13 protein-coding genes are annotated in these 14,532 nt (G+C 67.5%); 2 read left to right on the plus strand and 11 right to left on the minus strand.

What is annotated here, in order from left to right; all coding sequences use genetic code 11:
- Nucleotides 1-368 precede the first annotated feature (368 nt).
- Nucleotides 369-806, plus strand: a complete 438-nt coding sequence (locus tag OEJ37_RS07880) for an ATPase (RefSeq protein WP_244130807.1) — start codon at nt 369-371, stop codon at nt 804-806.
- Nucleotides 807-979: 173 nt separating this feature from the next.
- Here OEJ37_RS07880 and OEJ37_RS07885 read toward each other — a convergent pair whose 3' ends face one another.
- The 9 genes from OEJ37_RS07885 to OEJ37_RS07925 all read right to left on the minus strand — a co-directional run bounded on the left by OEJ37_RS07885 (nt 980) and on the right by OEJ37_RS07925 (nt 12,201).
- A complete protein-coding gene (locus OEJ37_RS07885; protein WP_174419478.1) occupies nt 980-1,666 on the minus strand; it encodes a DUF429 domain-containing protein in 687 nt (228 codons plus the stop codon).
- 9 nt (nt 1,667-1,675) lie between these two features.
- Nucleotides 1,676-2,200 carry an HD domain-containing protein gene (locus tag OEJ37_RS07890; RefSeq protein WP_152863355.1) on the minus strand — a complete coding sequence of 175 codons (525 nt, stop codon included), beginning with the start codon at nt 2,198-2,200 and terminating at the stop codon, nt 1,676-1,678.
- 121 nt (nt 2,201-2,321) lie between these two features.
- A complete protein-coding gene (locus OEJ37_RS07895; RefSeq protein ID WP_263343875.1) occupies nt 2,322-5,792 on the minus strand; it encodes an ATP-binding protein in 3,471 nt (1,156 codons plus the stop codon).
- A 3-nt stretch (nt 5,793-5,795) separates the two neighbouring features.
- Nucleotides 5,796-7,046, minus strand: a complete 1,251-nt coding sequence (locus OEJ37_RS07900; protein WP_263343877.1) for an exonuclease SbcCD subunit D — start codon at nt 7,044-7,046, stop codon at nt 5,796-5,798.
- A gap of 54 nt (nt 7,047-7,100) precedes the next feature.
- Nucleotides 7,101-7,310 carry a CbrC family protein gene (locus OEJ37_RS34900; RefSeq protein ID WP_317891525.1) on the minus strand — a complete coding sequence of 70 codons (210 nt, stop codon included), beginning with the start codon at nt 7,308-7,310 and terminating at the stop codon, nt 7,101-7,103.
- A gap of 446 nt (nt 7,311-7,756) precedes the next feature.
- Entirely contained in the window at nt 7,757-8,536 is a 780-nt protein-coding gene (locus tag OEJ37_RS07910) for a hypothetical protein (RefSeq protein WP_175919866.1), read from the minus strand.
- A 376-nt stretch (nt 8,537-8,912) separates the two neighbouring features.
- Nucleotides 8,913-9,455: a hypothetical protein gene (locus OEJ37_RS07915; RefSeq protein ID WP_175919867.1), complete on the minus strand. Its 543-nt coding sequence runs from the start codon at nt 9,453-9,455 to the stop codon at nt 8,913-8,915.
- Between the two features lie 312 nt (nt 9,456-9,767).
- Entirely contained in the window at nt 9,768-10,136 is a 369-nt protein-coding gene (locus OEJ37_RS07920; protein WP_175919868.1) for a hypothetical protein, read from the minus strand.
- 79 nt (nt 10,137-10,215) lie between these two features.
- On the minus strand, nt 10,216-12,201 hold the full coding sequence (locus tag OEJ37_RS07925; RefSeq protein WP_175919869.1) for a gamma-glutamyltransferase family protein: 1,986 nt from the start codon (nt 12,199-12,201) through the stop codon (nt 10,216-10,218).
- A gap of 225 nt (nt 12,202-12,426) precedes the next feature.
- On the opposite strand from OEJ37_RS07925, the gene OEJ37_RS07930 reads away from it, so the two are divergent.
- Entirely contained in the window at nt 12,427-13,365 is a 939-nt protein-coding gene (locus OEJ37_RS07930; RefSeq protein WP_175920117.1) for a site-specific integrase, read from the plus strand.
- A gap of 37 nt (nt 13,366-13,402) precedes the next feature.
- Here OEJ37_RS07930 and OEJ37_RS07935 read toward each other — a convergent pair whose 3' ends face one another.
- Together OEJ37_RS07935 and OEJ37_RS07940 are read right to left on the minus strand one after the other, a co-directional pair.
- On the minus strand, nt 13,403-13,882 hold the full coding sequence (locus OEJ37_RS07935) for an RES family NAD+ phosphorylase (RefSeq protein WP_175919870.1): 480 nt from the start codon (nt 13,880-13,882) through the stop codon (nt 13,403-13,405).
- On the minus strand, nt 13,879-14,334 hold the full coding sequence (locus tag OEJ37_RS07940) for an antitoxin Xre/MbcA/ParS toxin-binding domain-containing protein (protein WP_006480981.1): 456 nt from the start codon (nt 14,332-14,334) through the stop codon (nt 13,879-13,881). Before OEJ37_RS07940 ends, OEJ37_RS07935 begins: the two co-directional genes overlap by 4 nt.
- Between the last annotated feature and the right edge of the window lie 198 nt (nt 14,335-14,532).

Here is a 14,532-nt window from a genome sequence, read left to right on the forward strand (position 1 = left end):
TATGCACCCCGCCCCCTTCGCGCAAGCCCCTTTGTGAAATTATTTTGAAAAAGCCTCCGTGCGCTCGCGCGCCCGGTGGCTTCGGGCTCGACGGGCCGGGCATCGCAACGCGAACCGCCCGCCATAGCTACCGGGCAAGCCTCTCTTTCCTCATATATATACGAGGGCGACGGCATGCCCTTCCCAAGCGCGCTCCGGGTTCGCATCCCCGCTAATCACCGGGCCGCCGAACGCAACACCACATCGCCCGGCTGCAACATTGCGCGTTCGCGCCTTCATGGGTTTCGCAACCCCGTCCCGGGGATCGGACAAGGGGGCTCGCGCTGTCGAGTATCATGCCGCGACCGAACCACGCACTCACACCGACGATGGACAGCACCACTGAACCCGGCGACGCCGATCTTCGCGACGAATATGCAGCGCTGCGCGAGCGCGCCATCCTGCTCGAAGAACAGGCCCCGCCACTTCTGCAACGCATTTCGGATGTATTGCCGCGGATCAGCGGCGAATCGGAACTCGCGGACGAGCATCGCGAACGGCTCATCGGCGCACGCAATGCGGCGCTGGTTTCGATCGAAAACTATCAGCAGGCGATTCCTTTCCTGCAGACGGCCGACTCGATCATCGAGCAGATGGACAAGACGCCCGAGCGCGACGAAGACATTGAGTGGCGTGAATCGCTGCTGCAGCGGCTCGACGAGCTGATCGACGTCGCGGTCGTAATGATCGACGATGCGGAAGACTACTTCGAACAGGCGCTAGCCTGCGATCTATCCAGCGTGCCGAAATCCATCCTCGAGGATTGAGCAGTACCGCTCGGGATCGCGCGGCGCACCGGCTTCATGTCGCGTGCGCCCGCAATCCTCATGTTTGTCGGTCGACAATCACTGCGTGACTCCGTCGGCGTCAGGCAGACCGCACCTCTCCCGCAAAAGCTCACCTCGTCGTAACAGCGTCCTGGAGTCGCCGCGCGCCGCCACTACAGTGAGTCGAGCACGATCGTCTCGCTCACGATCGGCACTCGGATATATCCACCCTCTGTATCGCCATACGCATGCGCGTTCCCGTCGATGACGTATTGCGCCGTCAGTGCGCACAAGGTCGCGTCTCGCGCATCGACGGAACGCAGCGTCGACACATCGATCCCCAGTCGCTCCAGCAATTGCCGGCGCTGGTTGCGCTTGTGCTTCGCCGATGCAACCGCCTTGCCCAGCATCGCGCAGGTAATCGCGTAAGGATAGGTTTCGAAGCTCGCGCGCCCGCCCGCATAGCGCGCGCCGGTCAGCAGCGGATAGGCGTCCGCGAGCGAGCGGTAGACGCGCTCCCCGATGAACATCCAGTCGAAGAAGCCCGACGTGCTCGCGACGGCCTGCTCTCGCGACGGCGTCGGGAAACACGAGATCCGCTCGCGCGCGAGCGCCTGCTCGGCCGCCCGGCGCCCGCTTCCCGCCCACCACAGGCTCGGTGCGTCGACGCCAACGGCCACGACGTCATGGGCGAGACACAGCGCAGGCACCGCCTCGGGCGCGATCCGCTGTTCGCGGCAGACAACCGTCGACCCGCGCAGGATCACGAGATCGCATAGCTTCTTGTCGCCCCCGACGTCGACACCCGCCACGGCGGCCGATTGCCGCGCGGCGGATCCGATGGATCGGGTCGATCGCATGCGGGCGCCTCAGTCCGCCGGTCGTGCTTCGTAGGCGGCATCGAAGATCGCCTCGAGGCCGGGATGCACGCCGCGCATCGGATCGACGACCGACTTCGCCCAGTCGAAGTACGCCTGCTTGCGCTCGAGCGGCCAGTCCGCGGGCGGATGGCGCGCGATGTCGCGCAGGTTGCAGATCTTGTCGGCCAGCTTCACGAGCTTCGCGCGCCGGCTGATGGTCGCCGCATGCTCGACCTGCAGGCGCTTGCGCTCGTCCTTCGGCAACGACTTGTCGTCGGTCACCTCCATCACGATGTCCGCCACGTCCTTGCCGAACAGTCGCAACAGCTCTTGTTCGGTCGTCTCCGTATCCTCGACCGTGTCGTGCAGCACGGCCGCGACGATCACGCGCTCGTCCTCGACGCCGGCTTCGTTGGCCAGCACGTCGGCGAGCGCGATCGGATGATTGATGTACGGCGACGCTTCTTCGTCCTTGCGCCGCTGATTGCGATGCTTGTCCGCCGCGAACGCGATGGCGGCTACCAGCCTTTTCATGTTCCCCCCTCGTGTAGCCAGTCGCGCGACCGGCAGAACCGGCCGCGTGCATTTCGGAACCGCACATACTACCTGTACGCGATGACCCTTCCCGTGCGCCGGCATCAATGCGCGCCCCGCATCACGCACCGGCCGGCGCGCGCTGCAACTCGACCACGTTGACCCGCGCGCCGAATACGTCCTTCACGAGCGGCAACAGGTGGTCGTGGTGCGTCAGGAACAGCACCTGGGTTCGCGTCGACAGATCGCGCAGCGCGTCGAGCCCGGCCTTCGCGCGCGCGTCGTCGAAGTTGATGAACAGGTCGTCGGCAACGAACGGCAGCGCGGTCCTGCTGCCGAGCTGCAGCTCCAGCGCCGCGATCCGCAGCGCGAGGAACAACTGGTCGCGCGTCCCTTCGCTCAACCCGGCGACCTCGACCGACGTTCCCTTCGTCCGCCGTGCATACAGCGCCGGCGGCGTCCGCTCGGTATCGACGGTGAGCTTCGCGAACTCGCCCAGCGTGAGCCCGGCGAAGATCTCGCCCGCCCGCCTGAGCATCGGCCCCTGCTTCTGGTCGCGATAGCGATCCGTCGCCCACTTCAGCAACCGGCTCGCGGTGGCCGCCTCGAGATACTGTTCGGCCGCGTCGCCCATCGCCGCCAGCGCTTCCTGCCGCTTCGATTCGGCGACGGCCGCGTTCGCCTGGCCGTCGATCGCGCCGAACGCCTGGTCGGCCACGACCTGCTGTTGTGCGAGCTCGTTCAACCGCTTGCCGACATCGCCCAGCGACTGTTTCACCGCCTCCAGGCGCGCCGGCACGTCGGCGATGTCCTGTTCCGCAACCTCAGCCTCGACGGCCGGACGTGACAGCCCGTCGCCGTCGCGCACCAGCGCCTCGTGCGCGGCATCGACCGCCTGCCGAAGCTGGCGCTGCCGATCCGAGCGTTCGGCCAGCGGCAGCGCCGCGTCGATCGACGCCACGCCAGCCAGATGAAGCAGCGGCTGGATGCGCGCATCGGCACCGGCCACCGCGGCGGCCGCATCCGCGACCTTGCCGTCGGCCTGCCGCACGGCCTCGTCGGCACGCGCGATCGCGCGCGCGATTTCCTTCGCGGCCGCGAGACGCATCGCCAGCCTGCGTGCAACGTCCAGCCAGTCGCCGCTCGCCAGCCATTCCGGCGCGAGCGCTTCGGCAAGCCGCCGCGCGCCGGCCTCGAGCGCAGCCAGTTCAGCGCGGATCGCGGCGATCCGGTTGCGCGGCGCATCGGCATCGGCCAGTTCAGCCGTCACCGCATTCGCGAGCCCCAGCGCGCCTTCCGCCGCGGCCAGCGTCACCGCACTCGCGGAAAGCTTCGCATCGGCCAGCGCATCGCGCCATTGCGCATGCCACGCATCGTAAGCTGCTTGCGCATGGCTGGCCCGCGACTGCGCCGTCGCGCATCCGCGTTCGGCTTCCCGCGCGCGATCGTCGAGGCTGTCCTTCTGCGCGATCGCTTTCTCGGCCGACTGCACGAACGTCTCGGCGATGGCGACGAGTGCCGTCAGTCCGTCCGTATCGCTGCCTCGCGACACCGTATGCAATGCCGAACGCAACGTGGCCTCGGCACCGGCCCGTGCCGCGCGAATCGTGTCGAATTCGCGGCGCTGACGGTCGAGATCGGCCTGAGCGGCGAACACCGTATCGCGCTTCGCGAGCCAGTCGCCCATCGCCGCGAGCGGCATGCCGGGCACAGCGGCCGTCGTCGCGAGTTCGGCCCATGCGTCGCGGTGCGCGGCCAGCTCGCGTTCGCTCTCGTCCAACGCAGCCTGCCTGCGCGCCACGCCGGCACGCGCGGATTCGACCTGCTGACGCAGCGATTGAAGCGTCGCCGCCGCCTGCGTCGCGCCGAGCTGCGCATCGACGAGTTCGTCGGCCAGGCGAATCGCATCGTCGACCGCCGGTGCGCCCGTTGCCAGATCGACGGTGCCATTGCGGATGTCGCCCCATGCGCCGTCGCGTCGCGCGCGCGCCGCCAGCACGTCGGCGGTCGTGACGACCTTGTGGTTCTCCGCGAAATGCTTCTCCTGCAATTCGAGCCGCTCGAACTCTTCGAGCGCGCCGTCCCGCGCGTCGCGCGCGGCAGCGGCCGCGCTTGCGCGTTCGCTGTCCTCCTTGAGCAGCACGCCGAGCCGCGCCGCCGACGGCACGTCGAGCGCACGCAGCGTATCGACCGGCATGCGCCACCGGCCGAGTGCATCGAGCGCGCCGGACAGCGTGCACTCGGCGGCAGCGATTTCATGTTCGAGCGCCTGTTCGCGCTGGCCGCTGTTGCGAAAGCCTTGCGCATCGGCGAGCGCCGCGCGCAGCGCCTCCGGCACGTCGACGGTCGACAGGCGCGCCCGTTGCTCCTGCACCTGCGCAAGCTCGCGCGTGCGTTCGTCGAGCGATTCGCGCGCGCCGGCGAGCGCCTGGTGCAGTGCGCCGTGTTCGCGCAGCAGGTTCGCGACGGTCTTCAGCGACAGCGCCGTCGGCAGCGACGCGCGTAGCGTCGCTTCGTCCGTCGGCCAGTCGAGCTGCGCGGCGGCCGAAAACGCGGCGGACAGGTGCCGCTCGACGTCCGCGCCGAGCAGCAGCAGATCCTGCGCGTGATTCATGCAGGCGCCGCGCAGCCGATCGAGCGCTTCGATGTCGGCTTCGAGCGCCAGCGTATCGGCATCGGCGTCGATCGCATCGCACGCCTGCCGTTTCGCGAGCAGGTCGGCACGCCGTTCCTCGAGCACCTTCTGTTCGGCCGCGAGATCGCCCTGCGCCTTCAGCAGGTCCGCATACGCGGTCGGCGGCAATTCAACGACCACGCCCAGTTCTGCCAGCGCCGCATCCTTGACCGTCAGCTCCTTCAGGTACGGCGCCAACCGCCGAACGCGTTCGAGCTTCGAACGCAGCGCTTCGAGCCGGCGCTGCTCCGCGCGCGCGTGCTCGATCTGCTGTTCGACCGCTTCGCGCGCATCCTTGCGATCGACCCAGTCGCGCGTGCGCACCTGGACCGTCTTCAGTTCGGTCACGGCTTCGTTGAACGACGTTTCGGCCAGCGCAAACGCGCTGCCGCTACGGCGCGGCGCCCAGAGCTCGACCGACCGCGCGTCGAGTTCCTCGCGCACCGGCCCGAGACTGCCGACACCGGCGGCCGATTCGAACAGCACCTGGCCGAGCTTGTCGGATGCATCGAGAATGCTGCGGCCGCCATCGACCAGCCGCCCGTGATCGAGCCCGAACATCTGCTCGAAGAATTCGCGCGTCGCGCCGTCGAGGATCTCGGCCAGATAATCGTCGGGAAGCTTGTCGTCGGCAGGCGTGCGCAACGGACTGCGCCCGCGCGCACGATGGAACGCGAGCTCGCCCGTGCCGTTCTCGAGCACACCGCCGATCCGCAGTTCGGGCGTGCTGTGCAGGAAATCGAGCGGCGTCTGCAGCTTCATCCCGAACAGCAGCTCGGACACGGCCGTGCGAATCGTCGACTTGCCGGCCTCGTTCGGCCCGACGATCACATGAAAATCCTCGCCGGCCGACGGGAACCGCAGTGTTTCGTCGGTGAACTTGCCGTACTTGATCAGATCGAGCTGACTGATGCGCATCGCTTACTCCCCCCTTGCCAGCCGCGCGAGCAGCGCGGGCCCGACCTGCTCGACCAGCGCCGTGAGCTCGCCCGCGCGCGCCATCGTCAGCAACGGCACTTCCTCCTTCACGTCGCTGCGCACCTTGCCGACGAACGGCTTCAGGTCGCGTTCGAGCAGTGCGAGGAAATCCGGATCGTGCGCGGCTTCGGCCAGGATCTGCTTCAAATCCTCCAGCGCTTCAAGCTGCTCGCTCTCGCCCTGCTGATGATCGGCGGCGGACGTCGCGAGCCGGACCTTCTCCAGCCACAGCCGCTCGTTGCCAATGATGCCGATCTGGTTCAGCACCTCCGCGCGCAACTGCGGCGCGCGGCCGAAAAAGAGCCCGTGCGCGGGTGTGCGCCCCGTCACCGTCACGCGCACCGCGCGCGGCACGTGGCCGTCGACGGTCAGCAGCGCCTCCAGCGACTGGCCGATCTTTCTCGACAAATCGGCGATCGTGAAGCATTCGGATGCATCGACCGACACGGCTTCCCAGCGCAGCACGTCGAGATACAGGCGCTCGACCTGCGTACGGCCTTGCTCGACGGTCACGAGCACAGCGCCGCGGCGGCCCGTCTCGCGGATATGGCGCCCCTGCAGGTTGCCGGGAAACACGACAGTGGACGCCCCCGTCCATTGCTGGAATTCGTGCACGTGGCCGAGCGCCCAGTAGTCGTAGCCCTTTGCGTTCAGTTCGGCCAGCGTGCACGGCGCATAGTTCGCGTGCGCCGCATAGCCTTCGAGCGCCGTGTGCAGCACGCCGATGTTGTAGTACCCGGGCACCGGGTCCGGATAGCCGATCGCGAGATTGTCGACGACGGCCTTGTCCTTGAAGCTCTGCCCGTGCAGCGCGACGTCGAATTCCGGCAGCTTGTGGGTTTCCGGCTTGCGATGGCCGAACACGGTGACGTTGTCGGGCAGCGTCAGCTTCTTCGTCATCTCGCTTTCGGCATCGTGGTTGCCGCCGAGGACGAATGCGCGAATGCCGGCCTTGCGCAGGCGCCCCATCTGCTGGCCGAAGAAGATGCCCGTGTTGTGATCCTTCCAGTCGCCGTCGTACAGGTCGCCGGCGATCACGAGGAACGCGACTTCCTCTTCGATCGCGCGATCCACGAGTTGCCGCAGCGCCTCGCGCGACGCGTTGCGCAACTGTGCGGCCGGCGCGTCGGGATACGCACTCAGGCCGTGCAACGGGCTGTCAAGGTGAATGTCTGCCGCGTGGATGAACTTCACGAAGATTCCTCTGTTTCATGACGAAGGGCGACACCGCTCGCGCAGGCCCGGCCGTCAATGGCAATCCTGGTAGCCGCGCGCATCGCCGCAGCACATGCAGCGCGCGTCCGACCGTATCACGCTGCCGGTTGCCAGCGGGTCGGGATGGTACCTGAAAGCGGGTAACGACATGGGGTTCTCCGTCGGTCCGGATGGTGGAGAAAGCACGCGATACGATTTCGAACGGCCATGGTGCCGTGGCGCGACCGTGTTACTGCGGAACATCGACCTCGGCAAACGTGCCGTTCACGAAACGATAGACGCGATGCGATGCGTTGCGCTGCCGTGCGCGAGATATTCCCACCGGACGTCGCTGCCGGCCGGTGCGTCGCGCCATGCGACCGCCAGATATGGCGATTGCGCTCCGGCGTCGGTTTCGAGCGAAACGAAGTCGAGACAGTTTCGAACCGGCAGCGAGAAGCGGCACCGCTCGGGCGCCGCGCAGTTCCAGCACATACAGCGTACCTTCTTCGCCCGCACCACAATGACAGCGCCGTCACCGCGGCCCTCAACGCAACCGGTATCGTCCGGCGGTTTCGTATTCGCATGGATCGCGCGTGACGCCGTGGAGTTCGTCGTATGCGCAGGCGTGCCACCCGGGTAATACCGTTTCCGGATCGCGCCGCGTGCGTCGTTCGTCGCGACGAACGCGGCCGATCCGATGCATGCCGTCACTCGCCGCGCGGCACGGGCGGCGGCGCAAAGCCGTTGTCGTTGCCGGGGAACGGATTCGCGTTGCGGCGCAGCGCGTCCTCGTCGTTCTCCTTCCGTGCGAACAGCGCGACGCCGATCACGCCGACGTTCGCGGCATCGCCGTACTTCGAGTTCGCGACATAACTGTCCGGCACCGCCGCAAAGCGGAACGCGGCAACTTCGTCGCGGCTCTTGCGGAAGCCCTCGATCGTCAGCGTGCGGCCCGGATACAGCACGTAACCGCCGTTCGTATAGCTGCCCGGCCGCCCCGACAGCACGTCGAGCCCGTCGACGGTCGACACGACTTCGAACGTGCGGCGCCCCTGGTTGCGCAGCACGATCATGTAGCGCGAACCCTCGACGCCCGCCATGTGCCAGCGGCCGTTGCTGCGCGCGAGGCGCAGCGGCACCCCCTTCTCGTCCGTAAACGACAGTGCGATGTCGCCGTTCGCGAGCGCGACGCGGGTCGGCAGCCGGCGCACCTGGGATGCGGGAAGATGTCCGGGCAGCGCGTCGTTGTAGTAGACCGACGCGAGATCCGTCGGCTTCGCCGGATCCGCACGTTCGAATTCGACATTGCGGGTTTCGGATCGCACCGACTCGCCCCAGGCGGTGCCGAGCCCGCGGCGTTCGCTGGCGTCCGGAGCCTGCGGTGCAGCCGCAGACGCGCCGATACTGCCTGACGGCGGGGGCGGCGCTGCGCAGGCGGCCAGCCAGAGCGCGCAGGCGAGCGCGAGAAGACGGAACAGGATGGTCATGACGTGATGCCTCGGAATGTTATCGGACCGCGCCGGGCCGGCCGGAACGGCGTTTTGGTGTCGTCTGTCGTCACGCTGTCGATCGGACATGCTTGCCCGCGTCGGCCGGCGCTGCCATCGCGGCGGCCCGGCAACCGGGAGCCCCGCTATTTAAGCATGGCGGGCGGGCAATGGGCAGGGGCCACGCGCGTCGCCTGCCGCGGGCTCGTGCCCGTGGCGTCCGGTAGCGCGAACGTGCCCATCGCGCCGTCGGATTCGCGGCGAACGCCGATGCATCACTGTATTTCGACGAACGTCGAACGGCGCACTGTGTGCGCCGATAAAAAAAGCCCGGCCCGCTTCGAAGCGGGCCGGGCCGTGATTGGATGCGTGTTGCTTACAGCGCGCCGCCTTGTGCCGAAGCCGAACCCTTCACGCCGACCGATGCGCCGCCCTGCACCGAGTTCGTCGCGCCTTCGAGCGCTTCGCCGGCCTTCGCCTTCGCACTGCCCGCGACGTCACCTGCCGTCGACATCGCACCTTGTGCGTGGCTCTTTGCCGTGCCTGCGACGTGCTTCACGTGCGACTTCGTCGAATGTACGGCCGACGTCGCGGCATCCTTCGCCGAGCCCGCAGCCGAACCCACCGCATTCGTCGCGCCGCCCACCGCATTGCCGGCTGCCGCGCCGACGCCGCCGACCGTCTTGCCGACGCCGTTCAGCGCGCCGCCGACGAGGTTGCCCGCGCCCGAACCCGAGCCTGCAGCATTCGCGCCGGCGCCAGCCTGCACGCCCACGCCGCCGCCGAGCAGCGGCGTCTGGACCTGTGCGCCGACGCCTGCGGAACCCTCAGCGCCGGTCTGGGCCGTCTGTGCGAAAGCAGCCGACGTCGCCATCGCCGTCAGTGCGGCACCCAGCAGAATCGTACGAATCTTGTTCATGGTCATTCTCCCCAAAGACGTTGTTGCTGCGGGCCGCGTCCGTGCGGCTTGTCGCATGCCTCGCCGCGACGTGCGGCAGGTGGAGCTAATGTAGCGGCGCCGACGCGCAAAACGATTGATTTGCGGGGACTGTTACTTCAGTTGCAAATGCTGACGATTGACTCACATAGTTTGACAATCGGGGGCTTGCGACGAAACGGCGGAGGTATTTGCAGTCGAGCGGATGCGGACGCGGTGATGTGCGGCGCGGGCCGCGTCGCGATGGCGATCTACCCGACCATCACGCATCGGGCAACCAGGCAGGTGAAACGGCTAGCAGGGAAACCGGCCGTTTTTATAAGCATCCCAAAGTATATGTATCGGCCAGCCGTCGGTACGGCCCGACAACCGGCTCCTCGCGATCAGTTCGATGTCGTCGGACACGCACGCCGCCACATCGGCGTTGCCCGATGCGCCGAAGGCGAGCTTGTACGCCTTTTCGCGCAACGCATTCACGGCCGGCGTATCGATCGCAGCACCCGGATCGCCGTCGATCGCATCGAATGCCGCCATCCACTGCGCATCGAACGGGTCGGCATCGCGACTGTCCAGCGCGCGGTCGCAATCGACGTCGCCGAGGAAATCGAAAAAGCCCGGCGCCGACAGGACTGCGTCCATTTCAAGCAGATGCGCGTTCGTCATTGCGACTCCTTCTCGACGCGCGGCCCCGACCGCCTGTCGGCAGAAACAGGCAGATCGGAGCCGCGCGTGCTCCGCCGGATTACGGCCGGAACGTATCGCCGAGCACGACGCCTTCGCGACGCGGATCGGTGCCGCCCTGCAACGCGGGCGACTGGCCGACCGTCACGCGCATCACGGTGTTGACGCCGCTCGCCTGCGCGGACGTCGACACCTTGTGCCCGAGCGCGAGTAGCCCCGTGATCAGCGGATCGTTCGCACCGTTGTTCGCCGCGTTGACGTTCGGATGCTCGCCGCCGATCGTGGTCGTCGGGCTATTGCTCGCGCCGAAATCGACGAGCCCCGCTGACTGCTGCGCATCGAGCCCCCAGTCGAGCGCGCCGACCAGCGTCTTGACCACGTATTGCGGAATCGTGCCGCCGCCCGGCGAACCGGTCGCCATCACGAAATCGCCGCGCGAACCGTCAGCGGCCTGCCCGAACACGATCGTCGGCGCCATCGAACTGCGCGGCCGCTTGCCCGGCTGCAGGCGGTTGGCCACCGGATTGCCGGCGCTGTCGACCGGGTTCGCGGAAAAGTCGGTCAACTGGTTGTTCAGCAGGAAGCCGTTGGTCATGTGGAACGAGCCCATGCTCGACTCGACCGTGGTCGTCGCGCTCAGCACGGTGCCGTCGCCGTCGACGATCGTGAACTGGTTCGTGCCGTGCTCGATCAGCGTCGTGTCGACACCGAGCGGCACCGCGCCGAGATTGCCGGGCTGCGCGGTGCCCATGCTCTTGGTCGTGTCGATCAGCGCCGCGCGCGATTTCAGGTACGGCTTGTTCAGCAGCGTGTCCCACGTGCCGCCCGGCAGCGGCACGAAATCCGTATCGGCCACGTACTTGTCGCGGTCGGCATACGCGAGCCGTTCGGCCTCGGTGACGAGATGCACGCCCGCGACGGTCGGCTTGCCGCCTTCGAGATCGATCGCCGTCGGCTTCAGCGACTTCAAGTCGAAGTTCTCGAGAATGCCGAGCGCCGATGCAACCGCGATACCGCCCGACGACGGCGGCGGCATCCCGCATACCCAGTAGCTGCGATAGGTCGTGCACACGGGTTCGCGGCGCTTCGCCTGATACGCGGCCAGATCCGCGACGGTCGTCTTGCCCGGCGTGAGCGTCGAGCCGTCCGCGCCCTTCGTCGTCGCGATCTTTGCGACGATGTCCTGCGCGATCTGCCCCGTGTACAGCGCATTCGCACCCGACTGCGCAATCAGCGCCAGCGTGTGCGCATATGCGGGGTTCTTCAGCACGGTGCCGAGCGTCTTCGGCGAGCCGTCGGCATTCAGGAAATACGCGGCAGCCTCGGGATCGCGCTTCAGGTTCGCGGCGTTCGCCACGATCGCGTCGGCGAGCCGGCCGCCGATCGGGAAGCCGTTGGTCGCAAGCGTGATCGCGTCGCCGAACAGGTTCTGCCACGGCAACCGGCCGTGATCCTGCTGCAGTGCCTCGATGAGCCGCGGCACGCCGATGGTGCCGATCGAGCGGCCGCTGGCGCGCGCGTTCGGCAGCGGCGCCGAATGGTCGGTCGTGTCGTCGACGTAGCGCAGATAGTTCTCCGTCGCGGCGGCCGGCGCGGTTTCCCGGCCGTCGTACGCCTGCAGCGTCTTGCCGCGCGCATCGTAGTAGAGCAGCACGCCGCCCGACCCGAGGCCCGTCGCCTCGGGCACCGTCAGGCCAAGCACGGCCTGCACGGCGACCGCCGCGTCGGCGGCCGTGCCGCCTTTCTTCAGCACCGCGCAGCCGGCCGCGCTCGCGTAAGCGTTCGACGTCGCCACCAGGTAGGTCTTCGCATAGACGGGTTTCATCCCGGTGCGATAACCCGACGACGCTTCCGGCAGCGAAGGATCGCCCGGCTGGTTCGAGCCAACCACGACCGTCGCGCCGCTGTTGTCGACCGCGAGGCAGCTCGTATCGGTTGAAGGTGCCTGCGTGCGCCCCGCTTCGTTCTCGACGTCGCCGCCGCATGCCGTCAGCAGGGCAGCCGCGAGCAACGCGGACACATACGGGAAAATCGCTGTTCTGTTCATTGTCTTTCGATGTTCTTTTAGGTCGTTGCGATGGGCATCGCGCTGCCTGCAACCCCCTCGGTGCACAGGCAACGCGTTCGATAGTCCCACGAACGAATTTTTTTCCGCAACAAGGAAATGACGCGTGCCGCGCACTGATGCGCCGGTTGCGTTGCAAGTGCCGGCCGAATGCGGATGGACATCGGGACGATTGCCGGCGTCACCGCGTCCGGCTATAACTCGTGGATGGATACGAATCGCTGGATTCACGATCCCGTCGGCGCCTTTCGCGCATGGCAGGAAACCACCGCGACCGGCGCTGGCCGCCGGCCGTTCGCGCCGCGCTCGGTCGTGCAGCACGTCGCGATGTTCGAACGGTTCCTGCGCCACCTGATCGCGCACCGCGTGTCGCTGGCCACGTTCGGGCCCGACCACGTCGCAACCTTCCTGACGGAGCTCGAACGCACGTGCGCGCCCGGCACATCGACGCGCGTGCGCTACGCGAAGCTGATCGACCGGCTGGGCCGGCATCTGGTCGACACCGGTGTGCGGACGATCCATCCGGCCGGCCGGCTGACGCGCCATCTCGCGTGGCCGGACGGCGAGCCCGAGCCGTGCTACCTGCCGCCCGACTTCGACGCGGCACTGCAGCGCCATGTGCAGCCGCGACCGGACGACACGCCGGCCGACTGCCGGAATCGCGCGATCGTCGCGCTGCTGCTCGCGAGCGGCATCACGTCCGCCGAGATTCGCGCGACGACGCATGACGCGCCCGATCTCGACGCGCTGCCGCCCGCGCTAGCCGTGCCGCGCGATCGCGCGCGGCCGGCGCGCCGGATCGAACTCGCCGCGTTCGCGCTGGCACCGCTCGCCGCATGGCGCGCACGCTCGGCAGACGCACCGGCATCGGCGCTGCTGTTTCCCGCGCCGCGCGGCGGTGGCGCGATGAACGACATGTTTCTGCTGCTCGTCGTGCGCGCCGCGCTGACCTCGATCGGTTTCCACGCAGCAGACATGAGCCCGCGCGTGCTGCGCAACACGTATGCGCGCCGCCAGTTGCTCGCCGGCCACGCGCACGCCGACGTCAGCGCCATGCTCGGTCTCGTCAGTACGCGAACGATCACGCGCATCCGGCAGACGCTGCCACCCGATGCGGCCGCGGATCGCGCCGCGCATGAGCGTTGAACCGGCTCACGGCACGGGCCCCGTTCCTTTTTGTTCCCTATTCGCCCGGCTTCGACTCGATCAGCCGCAGAATCCGGGTGTCGTACGGCGATTGCATGACTTCCGCGACGCGGATCTCGGACGCGGCCGGATGCAGCGGATTCAGCAGGAAGTTGTACGCGTGCGGCACGACGACACTCGGGACGCGCAGCAGCGCGCTCGGCTGCGTGTGCAGCCACTCGGTGCCGGCGCTGCGGGTCCAGTCGACGTTCGTTCGCCAGTCATCCGGCGCGTCGCCGTCCGCGATTTCGGCGACGTCCACCGATTCCGGCACCTCGATACGAAGCAACTGGTATCCGCTCGGCAATTGCGCAACGGTGGCGATTTCGAAATGCACGAGCGTCTCGAGCAGCGCGAGTGCCGGATGCTCGGCGAGATACACGACGGGCTGCCCGGCAAAATGCCAGCGTCCGCCGGCGCGCAACCCGCCGATGCCTTTCAGATCGGCGTAATTGCTGATCCGCCACAGCGTCGTCAAGCGAAGTACCCCTCGTCGATCTGCGTGAGGGCCTCTTCGACGAGCCGCGCGCCATGCTCGGTGCTCGCCATGTCGAGCGACGTGCGGCCGCCGAAGCGCTGCAGCCCGTTGCGCAGCCACGCCATCGCCTTGTCCTGGTCGCCGAACGTGGCCGTCGCCTGCGCGACGATGCGCGCGAGGCGGATCGCCTTGTCGGATTCCTCCGGCGACAGGCGTTCGTGCGCCTGGCGACGGTGGCTCAACGTGCGGCGCGGGATGATGAAGGCCAGCTCGTCCGATTTCAGCCCGCGCTCCGACAGCCGGTCGATCACCGAGACGTCGACACGTGCGCTCGCCAGCTCGGCAAGATCGGCGCCCGATCGGACGCGGATCGCCAGCAGCTGCTCGAGAATCGTGAATTCGGCCTGACGCGGATGTGCCACGCCCGAAGGATGAAAAGCGATGGTGCTCATGACCTCTCTCCGGCAATTTGCCCATTCATTATAGGCGTTTTGCCGAAGACTTGCGGATTGCGGGGTGCGGGTATCCCAACGGGCTGGAAAGCCGGTTTGAGAACGCGTCCGCGAATCGAAGATTCGCCTGGTGGGGTTGAGACTGAAATTCAGTATATAAAATTACCCGCTGTAACTTGCAGTTGTCACGTAACAACG

This window comes from Burkholderia sp. BKH01 (assembly GCF_025685725.1).
Taxonomy (GTDB): domain Bacteria; phylum Pseudomonadota; class Gammaproteobacteria; order Burkholderiales; family Burkholderiaceae; genus Burkholderia; species Burkholderia pyrrocinia_C.

Excerpts from the sequence above, each read along its gene's own strand:
- OEJ37_RS07885 (WP_174419478.1), bottom strand. The coding sequence starts at position 1,666 with ATGCGATCGACCCGATCCATCGGATCCGCCGCGCGGCAATCGGCCGCC.
- OEJ37_RS07880 (WP_244130807.1), top strand. The coding sequence starts at position 369 with ATGGACAGCACCACTGAACCCGGCGACGCCGATCTTCGCGACGAATAT.
- OEJ37_RS07890 (WP_152863355.1), bottom strand. The coding sequence starts at position 2,200 with ATGAAAAGGCTGGTAGCCGCCATCGCGTTCGCGGCGGACAAGCATCGC.
- OEJ37_RS07940 (WP_006480981.1), bottom strand. The coding sequence starts at position 14,334 with ATGAGCACCATCGCTTTTCATCCTTCGGGCGTGGCACATCCGCGTCAG.
- OEJ37_RS34900 (WP_317891525.1), bottom strand. The coding sequence starts at position 7,310 with ATGTTCCGCAGTAACACGGTCGCGCCACGGCACCATGGCCGTTCGAAA.
- OEJ37_RS07925 (WP_175919869.1), bottom strand. The coding sequence starts at position 12,201 with ATGAACAGAACAGCGATTTTCCCGTATGTGTCCGCGTTGCTCGCGGCT.
- OEJ37_RS07895 (WP_263343875.1), bottom strand. The coding sequence starts at position 5,792 with ATGCGCATCAGTCAGCTCGATCTGATCAAGTACGGCAAGTTCACCGAC.
- OEJ37_RS07915 (WP_175919867.1), bottom strand. The coding sequence starts at position 9,455 with ATGAACAAGATTCGTACGATTCTGCTGGGTGCCGCACTGACGGCGATG.
- OEJ37_RS07930 (WP_175920117.1), top strand. The coding sequence starts at position 12,427 with ATGGATACGAATCGCTGGATTCACGATCCCGTCGGCGCCTTTCGCGCA.
- OEJ37_RS07910 (WP_175919866.1), bottom strand. The coding sequence starts at position 8,536 with ATGACCATCCTGTTCCGTCTTCTCGCGCTCGCCTGCGCGCTCTGGCTG.
- OEJ37_RS07920 (WP_175919868.1), bottom strand. The coding sequence starts at position 10,136 with ATGACGAACGCGCATCTGCTTGAAATGGACGCAGTCCTGTCGGCGCCG.